This is a genomic window from Streptomyces sp. NPDC101234 (genome assembly GCF_044767525.1).
GTDB lineage: Bacteria > Actinomycetota > Actinomycetes > Streptomycetales > Streptomycetaceae > Streptomyces > Streptomyces sasae.
The window spans coordinates 72,701-97,278 of record NZ_JBIWOA010000011.1 but is presented as its reverse complement, the minus strand read 5'-3'; the positions used below and the strand labels follow the sequence as shown (position 1 = coordinate 97,278).

The 24,578-nt window shown below is 71.9% G+C and carries 22 protein-coding genes and 1 pseudogene; 12 read left to right on the top strand and 11 right to left on the bottom strand.

All coding sequences use genetic code 11. The features are described from left to right. Positions 1-611: 611 nt before the first annotated feature. Positions 612-1,725: pseudogene (locus tag ACIRR9_RS21295) on the top strand (SpoIIE family protein phosphatase); the annotation flags it as partial. Between the two features lie 263 nt (positions 1,726-1,988). Here ACIRR9_RS21295 and ACIRR9_RS21290 read toward each other — a convergent pair. Then, positions 1,989-3,458, bottom strand: coding sequence for a M1 family metallopeptidase (locus ACIRR9_RS21290; RefSeq protein WP_403753948.1), 1,470 nt, complete (start codon positions 3,456-3,458; stop codon positions 1,989-1,991). 238 nt (positions 3,459-3,696) lie between these two features. Here ACIRR9_RS21290 and ACIRR9_RS21285 point away from each other — a divergent pair, with 238 nt between their 5' ends. Further along, positions 3,697-5,652, top strand: coding sequence for a Xaa-Pro dipeptidyl-peptidase (locus ACIRR9_RS21285; RefSeq protein ID WP_403753945.1), 1,956 nt, complete (start codon positions 3,697-3,699; stop codon positions 5,650-5,652). Positions 5,653-5,658: 6 nt separating this feature from the next. Here ACIRR9_RS21285 and ACIRR9_RS21280 read toward each other — a convergent pair whose 3' ends face one another. Further along, complete coding sequence (locus tag ACIRR9_RS21280) at positions 5,659-6,606, bottom strand: FAD-dependent oxidoreductase (RefSeq protein ID WP_403753942.1); 948 nt, start codon at positions 6,604-6,606, stop codon at positions 5,659-5,661. A gap of 65 nt (positions 6,607-6,671) precedes the next feature. On the opposite strand from ACIRR9_RS21280, the gene ACIRR9_RS21275 reads away from it, so the two are divergent. From ACIRR9_RS21275 to ACIRR9_RS21265, 3 genes are read left to right on the top strand one after another with little or no spacing between them, the layout of a single operon-like run. Beyond that, positions 6,672-7,694, top strand: coding sequence for an oxidoreductase (locus tag ACIRR9_RS21275; protein WP_403753939.1), 1,023 nt, complete (start codon positions 6,672-6,674; stop codon positions 7,692-7,694). 35 nt (positions 7,695-7,729) lie between these two features. Beyond that, positions 7,730-9,376: an ABC-F family ATP-binding cassette domain-containing protein gene (locus ACIRR9_RS21270; RefSeq protein ID WP_403753936.1), complete on the top strand. Its 1,647-nt coding sequence runs from the start codon at positions 7,730-7,732 to the stop codon at positions 9,374-9,376. A gap of 51 nt (positions 9,377-9,427) precedes the next feature. After that, positions 9,428-9,901, top strand: coding sequence for a DUF1003 domain-containing protein (locus ACIRR9_RS21265; protein ID WP_403753933.1), 474 nt, complete (start codon positions 9,428-9,430; stop codon positions 9,899-9,901). 638 nt (positions 9,902-10,539) lie between these two features. Here ACIRR9_RS21265 and ACIRR9_RS21260 read toward each other — a convergent pair. After that, positions 10,540-10,728 (bottom strand): hypothetical protein, encoded by a 189-nt coding sequence (locus ACIRR9_RS21260; protein WP_403753930.1) that lies wholly within the window; start codon positions 10,726-10,728, stop codon positions 10,540-10,542. Between the two features lie 839 nt (positions 10,729-11,567). On the opposite strand from ACIRR9_RS21260, the gene ACIRR9_RS21255 reads away from it, so the two are divergent. Then, entirely contained in the window at positions 11,568-12,569 is a 1,002-nt protein-coding gene (locus ACIRR9_RS21255) for a YbhN family protein (RefSeq protein WP_403753927.1), read from the top strand. A gap of 30 nt (positions 12,570-12,599) precedes the next feature. Here the strand turns inward: ACIRR9_RS21255 and ACIRR9_RS21250 are convergent, their stop codons facing one another. Together ACIRR9_RS21250 and ACIRR9_RS21245 are read right to left on the bottom strand one after the other, a co-directional pair. Continuing rightward, positions 12,600-13,037, bottom strand: coding sequence for an SRPBCC domain-containing protein (locus ACIRR9_RS21250; protein WP_403753924.1), 438 nt, complete (start codon positions 13,035-13,037; stop codon positions 12,600-12,602). Continuing rightward, the gene (locus ACIRR9_RS21245; protein ID WP_403753921.1) at positions 13,034-13,348 is read right to left on the bottom strand and encodes an ArsR/SmtB family transcription factor; all 315 of its coding nucleotides are present in this window, start codon (positions 13,346-13,348) and stop codon (positions 13,034-13,036) included. The genes ACIRR9_RS21250 and ACIRR9_RS21245 overlap by 4 nt, the downstream gene beginning before the upstream one ends. A gap of 111 nt (positions 13,349-13,459) precedes the next feature. On the opposite strand from ACIRR9_RS21245, the gene ACIRR9_RS21240 reads away from it, so the two are divergent. The 3 genes from ACIRR9_RS21240 (at position 13,460) to ACIRR9_RS21230 (ending at position 14,977) form a co-directional block, all read left to right on the top strand. After that, positions 13,460-13,870, top strand: coding sequence for an SRPBCC domain-containing protein (locus tag ACIRR9_RS21240; RefSeq protein ID WP_365335401.1), 411 nt, complete (start codon positions 13,460-13,462; stop codon positions 13,868-13,870). Positions 13,871-13,946: 76 nt separating this feature from the next. Continuing rightward, on the top strand, positions 13,947-14,516 hold the full coding sequence (locus ACIRR9_RS21235; protein ID WP_403753916.1) for a TIGR03086 family metal-binding protein: 570 nt from the start codon (positions 13,947-13,949) through the stop codon (positions 14,514-14,516). A 17-nt stretch (positions 14,517-14,533) separates the two neighbouring features. Next, on the top strand, positions 14,534-14,977 hold the full coding sequence (locus ACIRR9_RS21230) for an SRPBCC family protein (protein ID WP_365335545.1): 444 nt from the start codon (positions 14,534-14,536) through the stop codon (positions 14,975-14,977). Between the two features lie 65 nt (positions 14,978-15,042). Here ACIRR9_RS21230 and ACIRR9_RS21225 read toward each other — a convergent pair whose 3' ends face one another. From ACIRR9_RS21225 to ACIRR9_RS21215, 3 genes are all read right to left on the bottom strand, one after another. Further along, positions 15,043-15,636 (bottom strand): DinB family protein, encoded by a 594-nt coding sequence (locus ACIRR9_RS21225; protein ID WP_403753913.1) that lies wholly within the window; start codon positions 15,634-15,636, stop codon positions 15,043-15,045. Positions 15,637-15,787: 151 nt separating this feature from the next. Then, complete coding sequence (locus ACIRR9_RS21220; protein WP_403753910.1) at positions 15,788-18,169, bottom strand: Tex family protein; 2,382 nt, start codon at positions 18,167-18,169, stop codon at positions 15,788-15,790. 536 nt (positions 18,170-18,705) lie between these two features. Beyond that, a complete protein-coding gene (locus ACIRR9_RS21215; protein WP_403753908.1) occupies positions 18,706-19,575 on the bottom strand; it encodes a hypothetical protein in 870 nt (289 codons plus the stop codon). Positions 19,576-19,700: 125 nt separating this feature from the next. On the opposite strand from ACIRR9_RS21215, the gene ACIRR9_RS21210 reads away from it, so the two are divergent. Continuing rightward, positions 19,701-20,672: a GlxA family transcriptional regulator gene (locus tag ACIRR9_RS21210; RefSeq protein ID WP_403753905.1), complete on the top strand. Its 972-nt coding sequence runs from the start codon at positions 19,701-19,703 to the stop codon at positions 20,670-20,672. A gap of 7 nt (positions 20,673-20,679) precedes the next feature. Further along, positions 20,680-21,330, top strand: coding sequence for a DJ-1/PfpI family protein (locus tag ACIRR9_RS21205; protein WP_403753902.1), 651 nt, complete (start codon positions 20,680-20,682; stop codon positions 21,328-21,330). Here ACIRR9_RS21205 and ACIRR9_RS21200 read toward each other — a convergent pair. Next, positions 21,302-22,057, bottom strand: a complete 756-nt coding sequence (locus ACIRR9_RS21200; RefSeq protein ID WP_403753899.1) for an enoyl-CoA hydratase/isomerase family protein — start codon at positions 22,055-22,057, stop codon at positions 21,302-21,304. The two genes, ACIRR9_RS21205 and ACIRR9_RS21200, sit on opposite strands and share 29 nt — an antisense overlap. A 257-nt stretch (positions 22,058-22,314) precedes the next feature. Here ACIRR9_RS21200 and ACIRR9_RS21195 point away from each other — a divergent pair, with 257 nt between their 5' ends. Beyond that, on the top strand, positions 22,315-22,806 hold the full coding sequence (locus tag ACIRR9_RS21195) for an ATP-binding protein (RefSeq protein ID WP_403754421.1): 492 nt from the start codon (positions 22,315-22,317) through the stop codon (positions 22,804-22,806). Positions 22,807-22,829: 23 nt separating this feature from the next. Here the strand turns inward: ACIRR9_RS21195 and idi are convergent, their stop codons facing one another. Both idi and ACIRR9_RS21185 read right to left on the bottom strand, forming a co-directional pair. Then, positions 22,830-23,423 carry an isopentenyl-diphosphate Delta-isomerase gene (gene idi / locus ACIRR9_RS21190; protein ID WP_316766195.1) on the bottom strand — a complete coding sequence of 198 codons (594 nt, stop codon included), beginning with the start codon at positions 23,421-23,423 and terminating at the stop codon, positions 22,830-22,832. 205 nt (positions 23,424-23,628) lie between these two features. Then, positions 23,629-24,570, bottom strand: coding sequence for a cation diffusion facilitator family transporter (locus ACIRR9_RS21185; protein WP_403753896.1), 942 nt, complete (start codon positions 24,568-24,570; stop codon positions 23,629-23,631). Positions 24,571-24,578: the final 8 nt, after the last annotated feature.

Genomic DNA, 24,578 nt, shown 5'->3' with positions numbered 1-24,578 from the left:
GCCGCATGCAGGATCTGGAGGCAGACCTTGCTGACCTGCGTATCCGGACGGGGCACGACAACGCCGCCCCGTCGAAGGACGTGATCCCGCAGGCACCCTTGCTCGACCGGAATCCGATCAGACCCGACGACGCAGCTCTCGACGACGTCGACCGCGCGTTGGAGAAGGTACGCGCTGTACTCGACGAGGAGCACGAAGCCGTTCAGCAGGCCGCTGACGACGTGGGCTTCCCGACCGTTCAGCGCCGGCTGCCCGACGCCGACGACACCGAGGTGAGCATCGTGCCTGAGCAGGCGCAGCATGGGCGAGCGTCAGCTCTACCTGGCGTCGTGGAGGACCGAGAGATATTCGAAGTTGTCCGGGACAACAGGGACAACCGGACGGGCAGCCCCAAGACGTCCTTTCGCTCCGGCTCGAAGTGGCTCCGCCGGGCGTTCCGAGTCCACGGGCGGGCAGGCGGTGCTGGACCAGATCGGCCGCAGGACCGACCCGGGCCGGAGCCGGACAGGCAATCGCTGGAGCCCGAACCGGGCCGGTCCGGTGAGACCGCTGCACTGAGAGACAGCCGCGACACGCGACATGACCCGCGCCGCCGACACGAGGCCGGCGAACGCCGCCGCGAGACGGCGGTCTCCCTCCAGCGCTCCCTCCTTCCGCAAGAACTCGAAGAACCGGATGACTTGCGCATTGCGGCCACTTACCAGCCCGGTGGCTCCGAGGCGGCGGTGTGCGGCGACTGGTACGACGTGATCACCCTGGGAGGCGGCCGAGCGGCCTTGGTGATCGGCGACGTGATGGGCAGAGGCGTACGGGCTGCGGCTGTCATGGGTCAACTCCGCGCAGCGGTCCGTGCGTACGCCCGTCTGGACCTTCCTCCGCACGAGATCCTTCAGCTCTTGGACGGCCTCACGACGGAGATGGACGCCAACCAGATCGCCACGTGCGTGTACGCCGTCCACGATGCGAACGAGGGCCGACTGGTGTACGCCGCCGCCGGCCACCTGCCGATCCTCGTCCGCGATGACCGCGGAATCGTTGTGCGTGCCGACGAGCCGACCGGACCGCCACTCGGCACGGGCGGCTGGGCCTACACGTCGGGTTCGATCCCGCTGGGCTCCGGCTCCACGGCGGTGCTCTACACAGACGGCCTCGTCGAACGCCGTGACCAGGATATCGACGATGGTATTGCTGCTCTGGAACAGGCCCTGTCCGTGGCGAGTGGCCCGCCGCAGGCCGTCTGCGACTGGCTGGTCCGAGGCCTCGGTGTCCCTGCCGACCATGCCGACGACGTGGCCGTCCTGGTCCTCCAGCAGCTGGACCGCAGGGGGCCGGACGCCGCGCTGTTCCGCAGCGCGGCCCTGGAGCTCCTGGGCGGGGTGGAAGTCGCCCCCCCGTGCACGTGCGTTCGTCTCCGGGGTCCTGACGAGCTGGCGTTTTCCGCCGGCATTGCATGACCGGGGCGTCCTCGCCGCAAACGAACTCGTAGTCAACGCCCTCAAGTTCGGTACCCCGCCCATGCGCCTGCACCTCCGCCGCACGAACCGCCGCTTGGTCGTCGAAGTGAACGATGGCGACGACCACCTCCCACGCCGCCGCCACACGGAATCACAGGATGAGTCAGGCCGGGGCATCGCTGTCGTCGCGACGATTGCGTCGAACTGGGGGGCACGGCGGACACCGGGCGGTGGCAAGGCGGTCTGGTGCGAGTTCACGCTTGATGCGTGACGTCTTGTGGTGGAACGCGGTTCCCCGCGCCGCCCGCAGCCGCGACACCGGGAAACGGGCGCGCCTGCCGACAACCTCGGCTCCGGTGCCGCGGAACGCCCGTCAGACGCCTCGTCTGCCCGAGGCGTCTGACGGTGCTCATGGCGTACGTCGCCACAGTCCTCCGCATCCGCACCCAGGACCGGTGGGCGGGGTTCGGTGAGATGGCCGCCCCTCCCCGGGGACCACTGGGGCTTCCCCAGCCCACCGAATCCGGCAACCCCTCAGTGTACGCCGTTCGTAGCCTCGATCTGCTTCCAGGACTTCGGCTGCACCGGAGCCACCGCGGCCCTGAAGGCCGGCGCGGCCGGCCTGGTCGGCTCGAAGAGCCACGCATCGAACAACGACCCCAGCGACTTCCCCGACACCTTCTCCGCATACGCCTCGAAGTCGGCCACGGATGCGTTCCCGTACGCGTGCTCCTTCGGCCACCCCTTCAGGATCGCGAAGAACGCGTCGTCGCCGACCGCGTTCCGCAGCTCCTGAACGGCCAGCGCCCCCCGGTCGTACACGGCGATGTCGAACTGGTCGTCCGGACCCGGGTCGCCCGGCTTGACCGTCCAGAACGCGTCGTCGGCCGGATGCGACGCGTACACGTAGTCGGCGAGCTCCTGCGTCGTGCCCTCGCCCTCGTGCTCGGACCACAGCCACTGCGCGTACCGGGCGAACCCCTCGTTGATCCAGATGTCCTTCCAGCCCTTGAGGGAGACATCGTCGCCGTACCACTGGTGGGCCAGCTCGTGCACGACCACGGAGGTGTTGGAGCCGTTCGCGAACTGCTTCGGGCTGTAGTAGACGCGGGTCTGCGTCTCCAGCGCGTACCCGGTGGTGGTGTCGGGCACATACCCGCCGGCCGAGCTGAAGGGGTACGGCCCGAAGTAGCCGGAGAGCCAGTCGACGAGTTCCCCGGTCCGCTCCACGCTCGCACGTGCCGCCCCGTCGTTGTCGCCGAGGTCCTTGCTGTAGGCGTTGACGACCGGCACCCCGCCCTCGGAGGTACTCGTCGTGATGTCGAACTTCCCGACCGCCAAAGTGGCCAGATACGTCGCCTGCGGCTTGTTCTGCCGCCAGTTCCAGCGGGTCCAGCCGAGCTTCGAACTCGTCGACTGGAGCAGCCCGTTGGAGATGACCTGGGTGCCGTCGGGCACGGCCACCGAGACGTCGTAGGTGGCCTTGTCCAGCGGGTGGTCGTTGCTCGGGAACCACCACCAGGCGGACTCGGGCTCGTCCGCCGCGACGGCCCCGTCGGGCGTGCGGTGCCACGTGTCGAAGCCGTACGCGCTCTTCGTCGACGGCACCCCGCTGTAGCGGACGACGACGGTGATCGGCGTGTCCTTCGCGAGCGGGGTCTTCGGTGTGATCACCAGCTCGTGCTGACCGGACGTGGTGAAGGCGGCCTGCGCGCCGTTGACCCGTACCTCGCTGACGTCCAGCAGGAAGTCCAGGTCGAAGCTGGACAGGTCCTGCGTGGTCCGCGCCAGGATCGTCGCCGTACCCGCCAGCTCGTCGGTGGCCGGCTGGTACTGCAGCCGCAGGTCGTAGTGCGAGACGTCGTACCCGCCGTTGCCGTAGTACGGGTAGTAGGGGTCACCGATGCCCGGCGCGCCGGGGCTGTAGCTCGCGGCCGATGCCGGGATCGCCAGCAGGAGGGAGGCCGCCGCGAAGACACCCGGCGCGAGGATTCTGCGGTGCACGAGAACTCCAAGTCGGTAGGGGGCCGAGGCGTGCGCCCGCCACACCGGGGCGGGGACGCCAAGTCGATGGAGCACATTCGGTGGAGCACGAAACTGTTCGCAGCCTATTCAGTCCCTGTGCCCCCTGGCCTGTCCACGGCCCCTGCTGTCACACGATCGCCATTCGGCCGCAATCAGCCCTGTCGGTCCCTCAGATGCCCCCTTCTGCACAGGAGTTGACCGAGGTAGCGTCCGCCGCATGCCGAAACGTACGCGCTTCACGATCTGGAGACCGTTCGCCCTCGCGGCCGTCGCCACCCTGATCGCCGCCTTCCTCACCCCCGCCGTGGCCCAGGCCGCCGGCGCCCCGCGCGAGAGCCGACCGGTCTACTCGTACGCGAACGCCATCCGCGAGGCCGTCTGGGTGGACACCGGGCTCGACTCCGACGGCGACGGGAAGACCGACCGGGTCGCCGCCGACATCGTCCGGCCCGCCGAACCCGCGGCGCAGGGCCGCAAGGTGCCGGTCATCATGGACGCCAGCCCCTACTACTCGTGCTGCGGCCGCGGCAACGAGAGCCAGCTGAAGACGTACGACGCGCACGGCAACGTTGTCCAGATGCCGCTGTTCTACGACAACTACTTCGTGCCCCGCGGCTACGCCTTCGTGGGCGTCGACCTGGCCGGCACCAACCGCTCCGACGGCTGCGTCGACGTCGGCGGCCGCTCCGACATCCAGTCCGCGAAGGCCGTCGTCGACTGGCTGAACGGGCGGGCCAAGGCCTACAGCAGCCGTACCGGCACCACCACGGTCAAGGCGACCTGGACCAACGGCAGGACCGGCATGATCGGCAAGAGCTGGGACGGCACCATCGCCAACGGCGTCGCCGCCACCGGCGTCAAGGGCCTGAAGACGATCGTCCCGATCAGCGCCATCTCCTCCTGGTACGACTACTACTTCGCCCAGGGCGCCCCGCTGTACGACTCGGGGCCGGACTGGCTGGCGGGCGCCGTGGAGAGCGACGCGGCCCAGGCCAGGTGCAAGGCCGTACAGCAGAAGCTGATCGACGGCGCTCCGCGCAGCGGCGACTGGACCGATCTGTGGACCGAGCGGGACTACGTCAAGGACGCCTCCAAGGTGCGTGCCAGCGTGTTCCTCGTGCACGGCATGCAGGACCTCAACGTCCGCACCAAGCACTTCGGCCAGTGGTGGGACGCCCTCGCGAAGAACGGTGTGCAGCGCAAGATCTGGCTCTCCCAGACCGGGCACGTCGACCCCTTCGACTACCGGCGCGGCGCCTGGGTCGACACCCTGCACCGCTGGTTCGACCATGAACTCCTCGGCTACGACAACGGCATCGACCGTGAGCCGATGGCCGACGTCGAACGCCACCCCGACCAGTGGGTGACCTCGCCGGTCTGGCCGCCGCGCGGCACGCAGACCACCACCCTGCGCCCGGCCGCCGGCACCCTGCCCGGCGTCGGCTCCCTCGGCCTGCGCCGCACCTTTGGCACCGAGACCTTCACCGACGACCCGAAGCAGAGCGAGACCGACTGGGCGGCCCAGCTCGCCGCCTCCACACCGGACAAGGCCGGCTTCCTCACCGCGCCGCTCACCCACGACCTGCGCCTGTCCGGCTCCGCCAAGGTCACCGTCACCGCCACCCCGACCACCTCGACGGCCCACCTGACCGCCGTCCTGGTCGACCTCGGCCCGGACACCATCCGCGACTACGCCGACGACGCAGAGGGCATCACCACCCTCACCGACCGCACCTGCTGGGGCGAGAGCACGGCGGGCGACAGCGCCTGCTTCAAGGAGACGCAGGCCAAGACCAAGACCGTCGACTACACGGTGTTCAGCCGCGGCTGGGCCGACCTCGGTACCTACGCCGACCCCGGCAAGGGCGTCCCGCTCACCCCGGGCAAGGCGTACACGATCACCCTCGACCTGGCGGCCACCGACCATGTCGTACCCAAGGGCCACCGGCTGGCGCTGATCGTCGCGGGCACGGACAAGGACCTCATCGATCCGCCGTCCAGTACTCCGACGCTCACCCTGGACCTGTCCGCCACGGCGGCCAGGGTCCCGCTGGTCGGCGGCGCGGCCGCGTTCGAACGCGCCACCTCCGGCAGCACCTGGACCGCCCCCCGGGCGAACACCCTGGACGGTGTCCGCACCCCGCGCACCGTCCGGCACGTCCCCGCGAGCTGATCCCCCTCAGGCGGCCGGGCCGGCATCCACCAGCCCGGCCGCCTCCCGGGCACACCCCCAGGCCACCGTGACCCCGGCCCCGCCGTGCCCGTAGTTGTGCACCAGCACCCGCCCGTCCGGCCGGAGTTCGCGCGCCAGCCGGACGGCGCTCCGGTACGGCCGCAGCCCCACCCGGTGCCCCAGCACCCGCGCCCCGGCGATCTCCGGCCGGACCGCCGCACACCGCGCCACGATCCCCGCCGCAATGTCCGGATCCGGTTCCGGGGACCAGGCGTCCTCCTCCGCCGTACCCCCGAGCAGCAGACCGCCGGGCTGCGGGAAGAAGTACGCGGAGGCGCCCCCCTCGGCCTCGTCCTCGGACGTGTACCAGGTGGTGATCCCCGGGTTCTCCACCACGACCAGCTGCCCGCGCACCGGACGCACCGCCGGATCCGGAACCAGTGAACGGGCCCCGAGCCCCGTGCAGTTGACCACGACCGGTGCGGGCACCTCGGCCAGCCCGGTCACCACCCGCTCCTCGACCGTGCCGCCGGCCTTGTCCAATCGCTCCCGCAGCCAGGCCAGATGGACCGGCATGTCGATCAACGGCAGCCGCGCCGACAGACCTTCGTCCGTCTCGACCAGCCCCGGCACCCGGGCCGCCCACGGACCCGGTGTGTCCAGCCGCAGGCCGCCGTGTACGCCCTCGACCAGGCGTACGCCCGTCTGCTCCGGCCGGTCCGCCAGTTCCTCGTACACGACAAGGGAGGCGAGCGCCCATTCCCCGGCCAGCGCCTCCGGCTCGATGCGGTACGGCCACCACAGCGCGCCCGCGACCGCCGAGGTCGTACGCCCGCCGGTCTCCCGCGCCCACACCCGCACCCGGCGCCCGGCCTCGGCCAGCACCACCGCCGTGGTCAGCCCGATGACCCCGGCGCCGACCACGATCACCTCGTCACTCAGCTCACGGTTCATGCGGGGACGCTAGCGGAATATGTCATGCCGCGCTCAGATCGTCCCGATCTGGGGATACTCACAGCATGTCTGCCGCATACGCGACCTTCGGCCTGGCCCCGGCGATGCGCGCCGGCGGCGTCCTCGCCGACGGCGGCTACCGGATCCACCGGGACTTCGTGGACTTCATCGTCGACGGACACCCGCTGCTGTTCCAGCTCTCCGACCTGGACGCCGTCTCCCCGCTCGCCTCCGACGTCCCGCCCGCGATCTTCACCGCCCAGGTCCGCAGCCTCTTACTGGAGTCCGGCGCACCGCTGCCCGGCGACCGCTACGTCATCTACGGCTGCCCCGAGTGCGAGGACCTGGCCTGCGGCGCGGTCACCGCGGTCATCGAGCAGGACGGTGACGACTACATCTGGCGGGACTTCGCCTGGCAGACCGCAGACCAGGCCGACCTGGAGCTCAACGGCTACCACGGCATCGGACCGTTCCGCTTCCACGGCACCGAGTACCGCGACGCCCTCGGCGCCCTCCTCGAAGACAGCGGCCCGGCGCCCGGCCGCCGCGTCCTGCTCGTCGGCGCCCGCGTCGCCCTCCTCGCCAGACTGGCCGCCGCCCTGCGCACCATCGGCATCGGCGCCGACATCGCCCGCGACACCGAGGGCGTGCCCGCCGAGGAGCTGCGCGGCTACGGCGCCGTCGCCTTCGGCCCCACCGCCGGCGAGCCCGAGCGGGCCACCGTACGCCGGGCGTTCGAGCAGGCGGGCCTTGAGGTCCCCTACGTCGACGGGCTCGCCCCGATCGTCCCCCTCCTGGTCGCCCAGATCGAACACGCCCTCGACCGCAGCCCGCTCCCGCAGCGCAGGCTGACCGGACTGGTCGCCGCCCACGGCGCGGCCGGCATCGAGATCAGCTCGCCCTGCCGGGTCCGCGTCACCTCGTACCGCCTCGACCTCCTCTCCCGCCCCCGCACCCACGAGCTCTTCGACGGCGTCCTGGAACCCGGTCACCACCACATCCCCCTGGACGGCAAGGCGGCCAGGGGCGGGTCCTTCGTGGTCGCCCGGACCTCCGGAAGCGTGCTGGTGGAGGCGGTGACGCGCTGACCCCCGGGCGCGCGGACATTAGGATCGGCGTTCTGATGACTGCCACCCTCGTCGTAAAGAACCTCGCCGCCGGGCACGGCGACCGCTCGCTCTTCTCCGGGCTCGACCTCGTCGTCGCGCCCGGAGACGTGATCGGTCTCGTCGGTGCCAACGGCGCGGGCAAGTCCACGCTGCTCCGGCTGCTCGCCGGGCTCACCGCCCCCGAGCAGGGCGAACTGCGGCTCTCCCCGCCGACCGCGACCGTGGGCCATCTGCCCCAGGAGCCGGAGCGGCGGCCGGGGGAGACCGTCCGCGAGTTCCTCGCCCGGCGCACCGGCGTCGCCGAGGCCCAGCGCGTGATGGACGAGGCGACCCAGGCCCTGGTGGACGGGGCACCGGGCGCCGACGACGCCTACGCCGTAAGCCTGGAGCGGTGGCTCGACCTGGGCGGCGCCGACCTGGAGGAGCGTGCGGAGGAAACCGCCGACTCCCTGGGCCTGGCCGTGGACCTCGACCAGCCGATGACCTCCCTCTCCGGCGGCCAGGCCGCCCGAGCCGGCCTCGCGTCGCTGCTGCTGTCCCGCTACGACGTCTTCCTCCTCGACGAGCCCACCAACGACCTCGACCTGGACGGCCTGGAACGCCTCGAACGCTTCGTGACCGGGCTCCGCGCCGGCACGGTCGTCGTCAGCCACGACCGCGAGTTCCTCATCCGGACCGTCACCAAGGTCCTCGAACTCGACCTCGCCCAGCGGCAGATCAACCTCTACGGCGGCGGCTACGAGGCCTACCTGGAGGAACGGGACGTGGCCCGTCGGCACGCCCGCGACGACTACGAGGAGTACGCCGACAAGCGCGCCGCCCTCCAGGACCGCGCGCAGATGCAGCGCTCCTGGATGGACAAGGGCGTCAAGAACGCCCGGCGCAAGGCGTCCAACGACAACGACAAGATCGGCCGCAAGTTCCGCAGCGAGGCCAGCGAGAAGCAGGCCGCCAAGGCCCGCCAGACCCAGCGCATGATCGAACGCCTGGACGTCGTCGAGGAGCCCCGCAAGGAGTGGGAACTGCGTATGGAGATCGCGGCCGCCCCGCGCTCCGGCGCCGTGGTCGCCACCCTGCGGGACGCGGAGGTACGGCGCGGGGACTTCACCTTCGGCCCGGTGTCCCTGCAGGTCGACTGGGCGGACCGGGTCGCGGTCACCGGAGCGAACGGGGCGGGCAAGTCCACGCTGCTCGCCGCGCTGCTGGGCCGGGTGGAGCTGGACTCCGGGTACGCCGCGCTCGGTCCGGGCGTGGTGGTCGGCGAGGTCGACCAGGCACGCAAGCTCTTCCACGGCACCGAGTCCCTGCTGGACGCGTTCTGCGCGGCCGTCCCGGACACCGAACCGGTCGAAGTCCGCACCCTGCTCGCCAAGTTCGGTCTCAAGCAGGACCACGTACTCCGGTCGGCGACCACGCTCTCCCCGGGCGAACGCACCCGCGCGGCACTCGCGTTGCTCCAGGGCCGGGGCGTCAACCTGCTGGTCCTGGACGAGCCGACGAACCACCTCGACCTGCCCGCGATCGAGCAACTGGAGTCCGCCCTCGACACCTACGAGGGCACGCTCCTCCTGGTGACCCACGACCGCCGCATGCTGGACGCGGTACGGGTCACCCGCCGCCTGGAAGTAGCGGCGGGCAAGGTGACGGAAGCGCCCCTGTAGGCCCCTGCCGTACTCTGCGAGCATCTTCGATCATCGGGTAGGGAGGGACCCATGGGCACACCGAAGCGACCGACCGCGCGGATCGTGAACGAACAGGACGTCCTCGCACAGTTGCGCGGAACCCAGGACCGGGTCGCGGACGCCATCACCGTCTGGGCCGGAAGCATGGGGTTCGTGTACCTGCATGCCCTGTGGTTCACGGTCTGGATCGTCTGCAACGAGGGCGCGTTCGGCGAAAGCACGGTCTGGGACCCGTACCCCTTCGGACTGCTCACCATGATCGTCAGCCTGGAGGCGATCTTCCTGTCGACCTTCGTGATGGTCAGCCAGAACCGGCAGGCCGCCCGCGAGAACGTCCGCGCCGACCTGGACTTCGAGACCAACGTGCGCTCGGAGGTGTGGTCCATCCACATGGGCCGGGCCCTCGGCGTCGACCCCGTGGAGGTCGAGCGCCGCGTCCAGGAGCTGCTCGCGGAGAACCGCGCCCGGATGAACGGCGCTCCCCAGCCTCCCAAGGAGACGTGATCCGTCGTACGACCACGTACGCGTACAGTCATCCGACTGAGGCGCGGACCGCCGCCGCGTGGAACCATGGGCGGACGTCCGGGCGAGCCGGACCCGCGCCCCAGGGAGTGCACGCATGGGCCGTCCTCGCGGCCGGGCCGGTGACGGGACATGACCGACCGGCACGGCATGCTGCTGTCCTCCGGCATCGTGGCCGCGGCCGACGGCGGAACGGCGGCACCCGTCGTCGACGCCCCCCGGCCGCAGGACGTGCGCCGCGCGGCCGACCTGCTGCGGCTGCTGGTCTCGCTGGCCGCCCTCGCGCTGACGGTGCTGCTTGCGGTCGCCACCCGCGACTTCGCCCGCAGGGCACAGCAGGGCCTGCTCGCCGCGGCCACCGCGCTGCCGCCGGACCTGCGCGACACTCTGGTCGGCACGGTCCAGGCGGTCGCCATGCTCGCACCGCCGGCCGCTCTGGTCGTCCTCGTCGTACGGCGGCGGCTCGACGCGGTGTCCCGGGTGGTGCCCGCCGCGGCCCTGGGCGCGGCCGTCGCATGGACGCTCACCCGTCTCGCGCCGGCCGGGAGCAGACCCGAGCTGTGGCCGGAGGTGCTCGTCGGCCGCGGCGGACTGGTGCACGCGGGCTGGCCGTCGGCGGTCTACCTGGCGGCCTGCGCGTCGGCGGTCGTAGCAGCCCGCCCCTGGCTGGCACGGTCGTGGCGGCTGACACTGTGGGCCCTGACCGTCGGCTGCGCCGCGCTCGGCGTGCTGGCGGCCTCGCTCGTCCCGCTGGACGCGTTCGGCGCCCTGGTCGTCGGCGGCACCGCGGGATCGGCCGTGCTGCTCATGGCCGGCGGCCCGCCCGACCGCCCGCCGGCCCAGGCCGTCGCTGACGCGCTCGTCGCCTGCGGAATCCCCCTCGCCACCCTCCACGAACTGCCGGGGGACCGCCAACTCCCCGGAGAGGGCCTGCTCTACGGCGCCGAGACCACCGAGGGCGCGCGGCTCACCGTACGTGCCCTCGCCGCCGAGGACCGCAACCGCGACCTCTTCCACCGGCTCGCCCGGCGCTTTCTGCTCCGTCACCCGGCCGACCCGGGGGAGCAGACGCCGCTCGGCGCCGCCGAGCACGAACTGCTCATGCTGGTCTTCGCCGCCCGCACCGGCGCCCGGGTCGCCGATCCCGTCATCGCCTACCCGGTGGCCGGGGGCGGCGCGGTGGTGGTGACCGTCGGCGAGGACGCCCGCCCGCTCTCCGAGCTCCCCGCGGAGGAGCTGACCGACACGTTGCTCGGCGAGGCCTGGGCGGCCGTGGCCCGTATCCAGGAACACCGGCTGGCGCATCGGGCGTTGCGCCCCGAGCACATCCTCGTCGCACCGGAACGGCACGGCCCGGCTCACCGCGTTCGCGCGGGCCCAGCTGAACGCGACGCCCGAGACACTCGGCACCGATCTCGCGGAACTGCTCGCCACCACCGCCGTACGCGTCGGACCGGTCCGCGCCACCGCCTGCGCCCTGGCCGGCCTCGGCCCCGAACGGCTGGCGAGCGCCCTGCCGTACCTGCAACCGCTCGCCCTGATCGGCCCCGCCCGCCGCGAGGTCGCCCGCCACGACCAGGCCCGCGCCCGGGAGGCCGCGGCCGGCACCCGGCGCCCCGCCCTGCGTCCCGGCGGCCGGCCGAACCTCATGCACGACCTCGCCGCCGAGGTGCGTACGGCCTGCGACGTACCGGCCGCCAAGCCGGCCCCGCTCGCCCGGTTCACCTGGCAGAGCGTCCTGGGCCTGGCGGGCGCCTTCCTGGTGCTCCACCTCGTGCTGCCGCAGCTCGCCAACGCCCCGGCCGCGCTCCACGCGCTCCGGGACGCGAACTGGTGGTGGCTGCTCGCGGTCGTACCCGTCACCTTCGTCTCGCAGGGGTTCTCGACCTTTCTGCAACTGGGGAGCATCCGCGGGCGGCTGCCGTTCTGGGCCACGTACCAGGTGCAGTTCGCCAGCTCCTTCCTGAACCGGATCACCCCGGGCAACGTCGGCGGCATGGCGCTGAACCTGCGCTACCTGCAGAAGACGGGGATCGAGACCGGCGCGGCGACGGCCTCCGTCGGCATCCAGAGCCTCGCCGGGGCGGTCTCCAACGTCGTGGTCGCCACCGTGTTCTTCACCGCGGCCGGACAGCGTCACGGAGGGGTGCACCTCGACCTGCCCGTCGGCAGGTACGCCCTGCCCGCGATCGTCCTCGTGCTGGCCGCCGGCGGGCTGCTCGGCCTCACTCCGCCCGGCCGCCGCCTCCTGCGCGAGAAGGTGTGGCCGTTCCTGCGCGCGGCCGGGTCGACACTGACCGGGGTCGCCGCCGACCCCGGCAAGCTCGCCCTCGGCATCGTCGGCGCGCTCGGCCTGCCCCTAGTCCAGATCGTCGGGCTCGCCCTCAGCCTGCACGCGCTGGGCGGCGACCTGCCCTTCGTCCAGCTCGGCGCCGCCTACATGGCGGCCCGGCTGCTCGCCAATGCCGCTCCGGTCCCCGGCGGGCTCGGCGCGCTCGAAGCGGGCCTCATCGCGGGCCTGACCGCGCTCGGCGTGCCGGCCGGCCCCGCCACCTCGGCGGTGCTGGTCTACCGGCTGCTCACGTTCTGGCTGAACGTGCCGCTGGGCGCGGCCGCCCTCGGCTTCGTACAGCGACGCGGCTACGTGTGACGCCCCTGGGGCAGTCCGAGGGGCAGTGGCTCACATCCAGTCGTCGGGCCCGGGATCGCCGCCCGCCGCCACCGTGGCGAGCCGGTCCGTGTAGTGCTTCCAGCCCTCCCGGTGCGCGTCACATGCCTCCTGGGAGGGCAGACCGCGGTGGACGAGCCGCAGAAGGGTGCCCGTGGCGACCGGCTCCAGGGTGATCTCGACCGTGGTGGAGCCGGGCGGCACGGGCATCTCGTCCTCCACCCAGCCCCAGGTGAACACCAGCCGCTTGGGCGGGTCGACCTCGACGAAGCGGCCCTCCGCGACGTGCTCGCCGGTGACCCTGGTGCGATAGGCGCCACCGGGCTCGAAGCTGAACTCGCCGTCCTCGCCCATCCAGGACAGCCACCTCTCCCGGTCGGTGAAGAAGGAGAACACCGTCTCCGGGCGGGCGGCGATGGTCCGCTCCACGGTGACCGCGTTGTCGTTCACGAGTCCGTCCCTTCCGCGCGCTCCGCCGCCTCCGCGAGTTCGGCCAGCGTGTCCAGCTTGGTCTCCCACATGGACTGCAGATAGGCGGCCAGCGGTCCCAGCGCCTCCCGGTCGGCGCGGTAGAACCGCTTCTTGCCGTCCTGCCGCAGGGTGACCAGGCCTGAGTCACGCAGCACCTTGAGGTGCTGCGACACCGCGCCGAACGTGACGTCGAACCGCTCGGCGATCTCACCGGCGGACAGCTCGGCGTCCCACACCAGCCGCAGGATCTCGCGCCGCCGGGGCTCGGCGACCACCCGTACCGCATCCATGAAAGTCATTTTAGTCGCCACTTGAATTTGCCTGCATCCCTGAGTCATTTTAGTGTGGACTAAAACGAAGGGTTCGAGACGGACCCGATCGACCTGCCCCAGGAGCACTCCATGCCCGAGATAGCGATGCAGCTGGCCATCGAGGCCGACCCGGAGACCGTGTACACCGCGATCTCCACCACCGACGGGATCCACGGCTGGTTCACCACGACGGCCACCGCCGACGAGGGCGCGCACGAGCTGGGCTTCCCGGGCGTCCCCCAGTCCTGGCGGCTGCGGGTCGTCGAGGCCGAGCCCGGCAAGCGTCTGGTACTGGCCGGGGAGAACGGCCCCTGGACCGGGACCGAGCAGACGTACGAGATCCTCGCCCGTCCCGAGGGCGGCGTGACCCTGCGCTTCACCCACACCGGCTTCCCGGCCGTCGACGACGCCTACCGGGACTTCACCTACGGCTGGGCGACCAAGTTCACGCAGCTCAAGAGCTACGCCGAGACCGGCGAGCCGGCCCCCTTCTTCGGCTGACGACGACCCTTACCCACCGACTTCACCCACCGACGACGACTTCACCCACCGACTTCACCCGCTGAGGGAGACAGACATGAGCACCACCCAGTACGACGCCCTGCGCTCCGGCATCCGGGAGTGTGCCGACGCCGTGACCGCCACGGTCGCCGGTGTCCGCGACGAGCAGCTCCAGGAACCCACCCCCTGCGCGAAGTTCACCGTCGCCGACCTGGTCGACCACCTCATCGAAACCCTGCTGACGGCCGAGCGGGCCGCCCGCAGGGAAGCCCCGTCCGACGAAGCCCCGGCCGGGTCGCCGAGCGCCCTCGTCGACGCGGTGGGCCGGACCGCAGCGGCCTGGTCGGACGCCGCCGCCTACGAGGGGACGACGAAGTTCGGCGAGTGGGAGATGCCGGCCGTCGTCGTCGCCTCGATCACCCTGCAGGAACTTGCCGTGCACGGCTGGGACCTGGCCCGTGCGACCGGCCGGCCGTTCTCGCTCGGTGAGGACACCGGACGGCTCGTGCTCGACGCGGTGGAGCAGATCGCCGACCAGGTCCGGGGCAACGGCGGCTACGGCCCGCCCGTCGCGGTACCGGCCGACGCCCCGGCCTTCCGGCGGGCGCTGGCCACCAGCGGGCGGGATCCTGAGTGGAACAGCTGACCGACCGGGAGCCCGGCATGGCGATCGACGAGACGGCGGAGCGGGTCATCGGGCTGCCGCCCGAGCGGGTGGCGGGGTATGCCATGGACTGGCGGCACGACCACGAGTGGACGCAGGGCATCCGCACCGCCGAACTGACCCGCGAGGCGGACACGGGCGGCTTCGGCGTAGGCGCCGAGGTCACCCGTACCGCCCACTTCCTGGGCCGGCGCATCGACTACGTCCTGAGGGTCGCTGCGTACGACCCTCCCGGGCTCCTCGACATGGTGTCCGTGGCCGGGCCGATGCCCATGCACGTCACCTACTCCTTCACCGCGCACCCCGACGGCACCCTCGCCCGGATCCGGGTGCGCGGCGATTCCGGGCGCCTGTTCCGGCTGGCGGCACCCGTCATGGCGAGACAGGTCCGCTCGTCGATCGGCAAGGACCTACGGGACCTGGAACGCCGGCTGGCGGAATGACCGGGCGCTGCGGGTGCGCGGTGCGGGTCGGGCGGTGACACCGGGGGCGGCGCCGCGCGTACGGTTCACCGCTCGCCCCGCCCGGCTTCCTCGGCCGCCCGCTCCACCCGGTCCCGGTGTTCCGCCCAGGCCTTCGCGTCGCCGGGCGCCATGTTGGTACCGCCCGGCCGCTGACCGGTCGCCCCGTCGACGAGCTCGCGGACGACGTCGGCGTGACCGGCGTGCCGCTGGCTCTCGGCGACCATGTGGGTCAGGACGCGGTGGAGGGTGATCTCCTTCGGCGGGTCGACGGGCAGATGGCCGACCGCGTCGAGGGACAGGGCCGCGATCGTCTCGTCGGAGTGGGCGCAGGCCCGCCGGTACACGTCCACGATCTCCGCGCGCGTCTCGTCGGCTCGCGCCCACAGGTCCCCGTTCGGTTCGGTGTCACCGGTGATCCACAGCGGCGGCGCCTCGGCGAAGGGCCGCCCGAAGGTCTCCCCGAAGTACCAGGCCTCGGCACCGGCGAGATGCTTGACGAGGCCCAGCAGATTGGTACCCGTGGGAGTCAGGGGCCGCCGTATGTCGTACTCGGACAGCCCTTCCAGCTTCCACAGCAGGACGTCACGGGCGTCCTGGAGATAGGTCCGAAGGTCGGCCTTGAAGTCGGATGGCGTCATGGGCCCAGTCTCCGGACCGACGGATCTTCGTCCACCGAATTTGGGGGCACGAGATCACACCGGCAGGGCAACGCGCCCCGTCAGGGGCGTGGGGAACTGCGCGACCAGCCACAACGGCCCCGCAGTTCCCCACGACCCCCGGCAGGTACGGTCAGCGCTTACCGTTCTTCGGATCCAGCAGCCCCGCCCGGCGCAACGCGTCGGCCATCGCACTGTTGGCCGGCGCCGGCGCCGCCCCCTGACGAGAGCCCCCGCCCCCGCCCTGGCGCTGCTGCTGCCGCTGCTGAGGCGGACGTCCGCCGCCACCCCGCTGCGGTCGGCGCTCCCCGCCGGAGGCCGGCGCTTCCGCCTCGTCGTCCAGACGGAGCGTCAGCGAGATGCGCTTGCGCGGGATGTCGACGTCGAGGACCTTCACCTTCACGATGTCGCCGGGCTTCACCACATCCCGCGGATCCTTCACGAACGTCTTCGACAGCGCGGAGACATGCGCCAGACCGTCCTGGTGGACACCGACGTCGATGAACGCTCCGAAGGCCGCCACGTTCGTCACGACGCCCTCCAGCACCATCCCGGGGGCCAGGTCGGAGATCTTCTCGACGCCCTCCTTGAACGTGGCCGTCTTGAACGCCGGACGCGGGTCGCGGCCCGGCTTCTCCAGCTCCTTGAGGATGTCGCCGATGGTCGGCAGACCGAACGTCTCGTCCACGAAGTCCGCCGGCTTCAGCGAGCGCAGCACGCCCGTGTTGCCGATGAGCGCGGCCACTTCCTGGCCCGACGTCTTCACCATCCGCCGTACGACGGGGTACGCCTCCGGGTGGACGCTCGACGCGTCCAGCGGGTCGTCACCGCCGCGGATGCGGAGGAAGCCCGCGCACTGCTCGTAGGCCTTGGGGCCGAGCCGTGCCACGTTCTTGAGCTGGCCGCGGGAGGTGAACGGGCCGTTGGAGTCGCGATGGGCCACGATGTTCTCGGCGAGCCCGGAGGTGATGCCGGAGACCCGTGCGAGCAGCGGCGCGGAGGCGGTGTTGACGTCCACCCCGACGCCGTTCACACAGTCCTCGACCACCGCGTCCAGCGAACGCGACAGCTTCACCTCGGACAGGTCGTGCTGGTACTGGCCGACACCGATCGACTTGGGGTCGATCTTCACCAGCTCCGCGAGGGGGTCCTGGAGCCGGCGGGCGATCGACACGGCGCCGCGCAGCGACACGTCCATGTCGGGCAGTTCCTGGGAGGCGAAGGCGGAGGCCGAGTACACGGAGGCGCCGGCCTCGGACACCATCACCTTGGTGAGCTTCAACTCCGGGTGCTTGGTGATGAGTTCACCGGCGAGCTTGTCGGTCTCGCGGGACGCCGTGCCGTTGCCGATCGCGACCAGGTCGACCGCGTGCTCCTTGGCGAGGCGGGCGAGCTTGGCGATCGCCTCGTCCCATTTGTTGGCCGGGACGTGCGGGTAGATGACGTCGGTGGCGACGACCTTGCCGGTGGCGTCGACCACGGCGACCTTCACGCCCGTACGGAAACCGGGGTCCAGGCCCAGCGTGGAGCGGGTGCCGGCCGGGGCGGCGAGGAGCAGGTCGCGCAGGTTCGCCGCGAAGACGTTGACAGCCTCGTCCTCGGCGGCGGTGCGCAGCCGCAGCCGCAGGTCGATGCCGAGGTGGACGAGGATCCGGGTGCGCCAGGCCCAGCGGACCGTGTCCGAGAGCCACTTGTCGGCGGGGCGCCCGCGGTCGGTGATCGCGAACTTGTGGGCGACGATGCCCTCGAACGAGGACGGCCCCTCGGTCGCCTCCTCCGGCTCCAGGACCAGGTCGAGGACCTCCTCCTTCTCACCGCGCAGCATCGCCAGGATGCGGTGCGAGGGCAGTGCGGTGAAGGGCTCGGCGAAGTCGAAGTAGTCGGCGAACTTGGCGCCCGCCTCCTCCTTGCCGTCCCGCACCTTCGCGGCGAGCCGGCCGCGCACCCACATGCGCTCGCGCAGCTCACCGATCAGGTCGGCGTCCTCGGAGAACCGCTCGGTGAGGATCGCGCGGGCGCCGTCCAGGGCGGCCTGCGGATCGGCGACACCCTTGTCGGCGTCGACGAAGGCGGCGGCCGCCGCCAGCGGCTCCACCCCCGGATCCCCGAGCAGTCCCTCGGCCAGCGGCTCCAGGCCGGCCTCCCGCGCGATCTGGGCCTTCGTCCGCCGCTTCGGCTTGTACGGCAGGTAGATGTCCTCGAGCCGCGCCTTGGTCTCGGCGCCCCGGATCTGCGCCTCCAACTCGGCGGTGAGCTTGCCCTGCTCGCGCACCGACTCCAGGATCGCCGACCGCCGCTCCTCCAGCTCCCGCAGATAGCGCAGCCGCTCCTCGAGGGTGCGCAGCTGCGCGTCGTCGAGCATCTCGGTCGCTTCCTTGCGGTAGCGGGCGATGAAGGGCACCGTCGAACCGCCGTCGAGCAGCTCCACGGCAGCCTTGACCTGCCGCTCCCGTACGCCGAGCTCCTCGGCGATCCTGCCTTCGATGGACCCTACTGAGGACCCGGGTGTCGTCACGATCCCGTACCGCCTTCTCCACTGAGGTTGCGCGGCAATTGTGGCAGGTGACACCGACAACCGGGCCGCAGGGCGCCATTCCCGCGACACGACCGCGGGGCTGGGGTGGTGTGTGCCCGTGGGCATGCGACGGCACTTGGTCCCAGGTCCGCACCCCTGTGCGACCACAGCCGTTCGGCGCCACCCGCCCACGGCTCTTCGCTACTGCATCTCGCCCGCGTCCGCCATGCGGCGTGCGCCCGTACCAGCCGTGCCGCGTCCGCCACGCCACGGTTGCCCGCATCCGTTATGACGCGGCGCCCCGCGTCGGCATGCCGCGGCGGCGCAGGCTCGCTACGCCGCGGTCGTGCGTACTCGCCGCGCCACGGCGGTGTGTGGTCTTCGAGGCGTGGGTCCCTCGGAATCCGAATCTCTTTCGAATGCGCCTCTTCTGAATCCGCCGCGACGGCGTTCAGCCCCACGGCCGTATCCGGCGGTGCCGAACCGGGCCCAGGCCGTCGCTCTGCGAGACCGGCGGCCGGGCCAGGGCAGGCCCGTCAGCTCCTCCCGATCAGATCTGCCGGGAACGCGCCCGCCGCCACCGCGGTCCCCGCGAACCCCGCCGCCAGCTCCGTCAGCCGCGCCACCCCGTCGGCTCCGAGGTGCTCGTACGGCGCCCGGTCCAGCCGGTCGGTCTCCGCCTCGATCTCCGCCCGCAGAGCCACCCCCGCCCCGGTCAGCTCGCCCGCCGCATCGAGCAGACCGCGCTCCCGGAGCCGTTCCACCGCCGCGTCCCAGTCGTCCTGGCTCCAGCCGCGCGTGGCGAACACCCACTTCGGGGCCATGCCCTTGCCGGTCGCCGTGTGCGTCACCACCGCCTCCAGCCCGTCGAGACCGGCCGCGAGCAGCACCGCGAGGTGCCCGTCGCCGCGGTGCTCGCGCAGCAGCGTGCCCGCGTACCAGTAGGCGAGGTGCGGCTCCTCCGGCACCGGCAGGTCCGCGTGGGCCGAGTACAGCGGGCGGCCGGAGCGGGAGCAGGCCTCGGTGGCCCGCAGCGCGAGCCGTGCCGCCTCGGCCAGCTCGCCGGAGGCGACCGTGTCCGCGCCGAGCAGCCGCCGCATCGACGCGTCCACGGCACGCGCGCGTGCCGCGAGGACGTCCTGCGGGGACGCGATCTCCCAGACGGCCGGCACATGCCGGGCCACCAGCTCGTGCTTGTAGTTGTAGAACGTCGCCGTCACCGTGCCGGCCCCGACCGGTCCCAATGCGGCCGACCGCACCGCGAAGTTGGCGGCCCGCCGGTGGGTGACCCCCAGCGCACCGAGCTCCTCGCTCAGTTCGGGGCTGAAGTAGTGGGTCGCGTGCAGCGAGTTGAGCATGGTGCAGCACCGGCGGGCGGCGCGCGGCTCCAGGGCGGCGGTAGTCATGGCGAGCAGGCTACTGACTGGTCGGTACGGACTCCAGTGCCCGGTCCCTCATGGCGGACGTCATGGCAGAAAAGGTGGGGAGCTCGTCATTGCAGCCATCCCATGACGCGCCGACAATCGATGGCATGGCGCAGCGAACCGTCCTCGTCGTCCTCTTCGACGGCGTCCAGAGCCTCGACGTCACCGGCCCCGTGGAGGTCTTCACGGGCGCCGAGAAACACACCCCGGGCAGCTACCGCATCCGTACGGCCTCCCTGGACGGCGCCGCCGTGCGCACCTCCAGCGGGCTCACCGTCGTACCGGACGCGGCCCTGAGCGAGGAGGCGTCCGACCCGTACACGCTCCTCGTCCCCGGCGGACAGGGGACCCGGCGCCGTGACCCGGAGCTGGTGGAGTGGCTGCGCGCGCACGGGCCGCACGCCGGGCGGCTCGTCTCGGTCTGCACCGGAGCCGTCCTGCTCGCCGCCGCCGGGCTGCTCGACGGCCACCGGGCGACCACCCACTGGGCGTACTGCGACAAGCTGGCCCGCGACCACCCGGCCGTCGACGTCGACCCCGACCCGATCTACGTCCGGGACGGCCATGTCTCCACCTCGGCCGGTGTCACCTCCGGCATCGACCTCTCCCTCGCCCTCGTCGAGGAGGACCTGGGCCGGGACGTCGCGCTCGCCGTCGCCCGGCACCTGGTGGTGTTCCTGCGCAGACCCGGCAACCAGGCCCAGTTCAGTGCCCAGCTCGCCGCGCAGACGGCACAGCGCGAGCCGCTCCGGGAGGTCCAGCAGTGGATCACCGAGCACCCGGACGGCGACCTCGGCGTCGAGGCCCTGGCCGCCCGCGCCGCGCTCTCGCCCCGCCACTTCGCCCGCGCCTTCCAGGCCGAGACCGGGACGACCCCCGGCCGGTACGTCGACCGGGTCCGCCTCGAACACGCCCGCCGGCTCCTGGAGGACACCGGCGACGGTGTCGAGGAGGTCTCCCGCGCCAGCGGCTACGGCACGCCCGAGGCGATGCGCCGCGCCTTCCTCAAGGCCCTCGGGACGAGCCCCGCCGAGTACCGGCGCAGGTTCCGCCCGGCAACAGTCGTTCAACCCGGTTAGGAGAACCATGCAGCTCGCGATCGTCCTCTTCGACCGTTTCACCGCCCTCGACGCCGTGGGGCCGTACGAGACCCTGGGGCGGCTCCCGGACTCCGAGGTCGTCTTCGTCGCCGAGCGGGCGGGCCCGGTCCGTACCGACAACGGAACCCTCGCCCTGGTCGCCGACCGGCCCCTGGCCGAGGTGCCGAGCCCCGACGTCGTGGTCGTCCCGGGCGGCCCCGGCCAGACCTCGCAGATGGAGAACACGGCGCTGCTCGACTGGATCCGCGCCGCCGACGCCACCAGCACCTGGACGACGTCCGTGTGCACCGGCTCGCTGCTGCTCGCCGCCGCGGGCCTGCTCGAAGGGCGCCGCGCGACCTCGCACTGGCTGGCCCTCGACGAACTGCGGAAGTACGGCGTCGAGGCGACGGGGGAGCGGGTGGTGACCGACGGCAAGTACGTCACCGCGGCCGGCGTCTCCTCCGGCATCGACATGGGGCTCGCCCTGCTCGGCCGGATCTCCTCGGACGCCGTCGCCCAGACCGTACAGCTCGGGATCGAGTACGACCCGCAGCCACCCTACGACGCGGGGGCGCCGGAGAAGGCGCCCCCCGAGGTCGTCGAGCTGCTCCGCTCCAGGAGCCGGTTCATCCTCGGCCGGGGAGGGACCACGTGAAGCGCGCCTGACGGCGCTCCAGGAAGGCGGCGACGCCCTCGGCGGTGTCGCCGCTGCCGCGGGCCTGCTCCGTCCAGTGGTCGTCCCGGTCGGTGCGGCCGTTCGCGAACTCCTTCGCGGCGGCCTGCGTCAGCTGCGAGCGCGCCACCAGGACCGCGGTGAACTCGGCCACCCGCCCGTCCAGGTCGCCCTCGGGCAGCACCTCGTCGACCAGACCGGTGCGCAGCGCCCGCTCCGCGTCGATCAGCTCGGCGGAGAAGAGCAGGTACTTGGTGGTCGCCGGACCGACGAGGGAGACCAGGCGGCGGGTCGAGGAAGCCGGGTACACGATGCCGAGCCTGGCCGGGGTCACCCCGAACAGCGCGCCCTCCTGCGCGAACCGCAGATCGCAGGCCGCGGCGAGCTGCGAGCCGCCGCCGACGCAGTGACCGCGCACCGCCGCGAGGGTCGGTTTGGGGAACGCGGCGAGGGCCTCCTCGGCGGCGACCGCGAGGCCCTGTGCGTCGGCGGGGGAGCGCTGGAGGGTGGAGATGTCGGCGCCGGCACAGAAGGTGCCGCCTTCGCCGGTCAGCACGAGGGCCCGCACGGCGGGGTCGGCCGACAGATCGTCGAGGAGGGGCGGGAGGGCCCGCCACATCGCCGCGGTCATCGCGTTGCGTTTGGCCGGGTTGCTGATGACTACGGTGGCAACGGCGTCTTTGACCTGGTGGTCGAGGCGGGGCTCCATGTGCGGGATCGTATCGACGCCCGCGCTGCGGGGCCGCCACCGCGTCCCCGGGAAAGTTCTCATACCCGTACAACCCGAATAGTTCGCGAAGTCGGCATGGACGAGGGCAGGATGCGTCCCTCAACTGACGTTGTCATACGCCAATGGTCAGAACCGTTCGATAGTTGCTGACTTCTGGTCAGTCATCCGGTGCGGAGCCGGTCGTTACCAACACTCGACGTGTGGTGACAATCGAGCGCGAGGGTGGCGACCGGACGATGGAGAACCACGGGCGTGGGCACGACCCGCGTCCAGAGGCGGGCGGCGCGCCGCCGGATCCGCTGCCGTACGAAGGAGTCTGGCGGTTCACCGCCGCCGCCGTGGATGCCTCGGTCCCGCAGGCGCGCCGCGCTGTACGGGACCTGCTCCAGCGCCAGGGTGTCCCGATCTCGGAGGACCTGGTGTACGGGCTGTTGCTGATCGTCTCCGAACTGGTCACCAACGCGGTCAAGCATGCGGCGCTGCTGTCGCCGATGCTCGCCGTGGAGGTCGCCGTCGGCGCCGAGTGGGTCCGGGTGTCGGTGGAGGACAACCACCCCTACCGCCCGACCGCCCTGGAGGCCGACCACGGGCAGCTCGGCGGTCGGGGGCTGCTGCTGGTCCGGGAGGTGGCCCGGGAGGCGGGCGGAGTCGTGGACGTGGAGCACACGTCGAGCGGCGGCAAGGTGATCTGGGCCGCCCTGCCGCTCAAACCCGCGGCGCTGCCGTGAGCTGATTCACCGGCCGAGTTGCCTCACCAGCCGGCGGACGGGCCCGTCAGCTCCCTGACCGCGGGGCGGGCCGCGTCCAGCACGGTCATGAACCAGGACGAGAAGGTGTCCCGGGCGTGCCGCTCGGCCAGCTCGGCGGCCGTCACGAAGGCGGTCGCCTCGACCTCGTCCGCGTCGGGTGCGAGGGGCGCCTGCACCATGCCGACGAACAGGTGGTTGAACTCCTGCTCGACCAGGCCGGAGGCCGGGTCCGGGTGGTTGTAGCGGACCGTGCCCGCCTCGGCGAGCAGTGACGGGGAGACCCCCAGCTCCTCGAACGTGCGGCGGGCCGCCGCCGCGAAGGGGGCCTCGCCGGGGTAGGGGTGGCCGCAGCAGGTGTTGGACCACACACCGGGGGAGTGGTACTTGCCGAGCGCCCGCTGCTGGAGCAGCAGTCTGCCCTGTTCGTCGAAGAGGAAGACGGAGAACGCCCGGTGCAGCTGCCCGGGTGGCTGATGGGCGGCCAGCTTCTCCGCGGTGCCGATGGTCACACCCTTCTCGTCGACGAGTTCAAGCAAAATCGCGTCTGCGGTGCCCTCCGACGTGCTCTGCGTCGCGGTGGCAGGTGTGATCGGCATACCCATCCTTCGCCTCGGTCTTCGCACCCCAAGTCTGCCGTACGAATCCGACACTCCCGGCACTTCCCGGCCCGGGCACGCCGGAAGGGGGACCCGGTAGTTGATCGTGCCCTACGGGTGCGACCGGGAACCGTCCGGGGGCCTCGAACACAAGGACGCCGGGGGAGTCCGGACCGATGCGTTCCAGGCCAGGGGCGGGGCGCGGTCAGTGGCAGAGCCGGACCTCGTGCTCCGCGTGGCCGCTCGGCTCCAGCTGGAAGGTGCAGTGCTCCACGTCGAAGTGATGCCCCAGGCAGCCCTGCAGCTCGTGCAGCATCTTCTCGTGGCCGATGGCGTTCAGCACGTCCGAGCGGACCACCACGTGCGCCGACAGCACCGGCATCCCCGAGGTGATCGTCCAGGCGTGCAGATCGTGCACGTCCTGGACGCCGTCCAGCGCCAGGATGTGCGTCCGCACCTCCGCCATGTCGACGTCCTTGGGCGCCGACTCCAGCAGGACGTCCAGGGTCTCCCGCAGCAGCTTCAGCGTCCTCGGCACGATCATCAGGCCGATGACCAGCGAGGCGATCGGGTCGGCCGCCTGCCAGCCGGTGGTCAGGATCACCGTGGCCGAGATCAGCACGGCCAGCGAGCCCAGCGCGTCGGCCGCCACCTCCAGGAAGGCGGCGCGCACGTTCAGGCTCTCCGCCTGGCCGCGCACCAGCAGCGTGAGCGAGATCATGTTGGCGACCAGACCGATCAGACCGAACACGATCATCAGGCCGCCCCGGGTGTCCGCGGGCGTGAGGAACCGCTGGATCGCCTCGTAGAGCACATAGCCGCCGACCACGAGCAGCAGCATGCAGTTGGCCAGGGCGGCCAGGATCTCGGCACGGGCGAAGCCGAAGGTGCGGTTGGCGCTCGCCGGCCGGTTGGCGAAGTGGATCGCCAGCAGGGCCATGCCGAGGCCCAGCGCGTCCGTCGCCATGTGGGCCGCGTCCGCGATCAGCGCCAGCGAGTCGGCCAGCAGCCCGCCGGTGATCTCGACCACCATCACCCCGAGGGTGATGGCGAGCGCCACCCGGAGCCGCCCGCGGTACGCCAGCGCGGCGGTGCCGGTGGGCGGCGCGTGGCTGTGCGTGTGGCCGTGGTCGTGCCCTGCCCCCATGAGATACG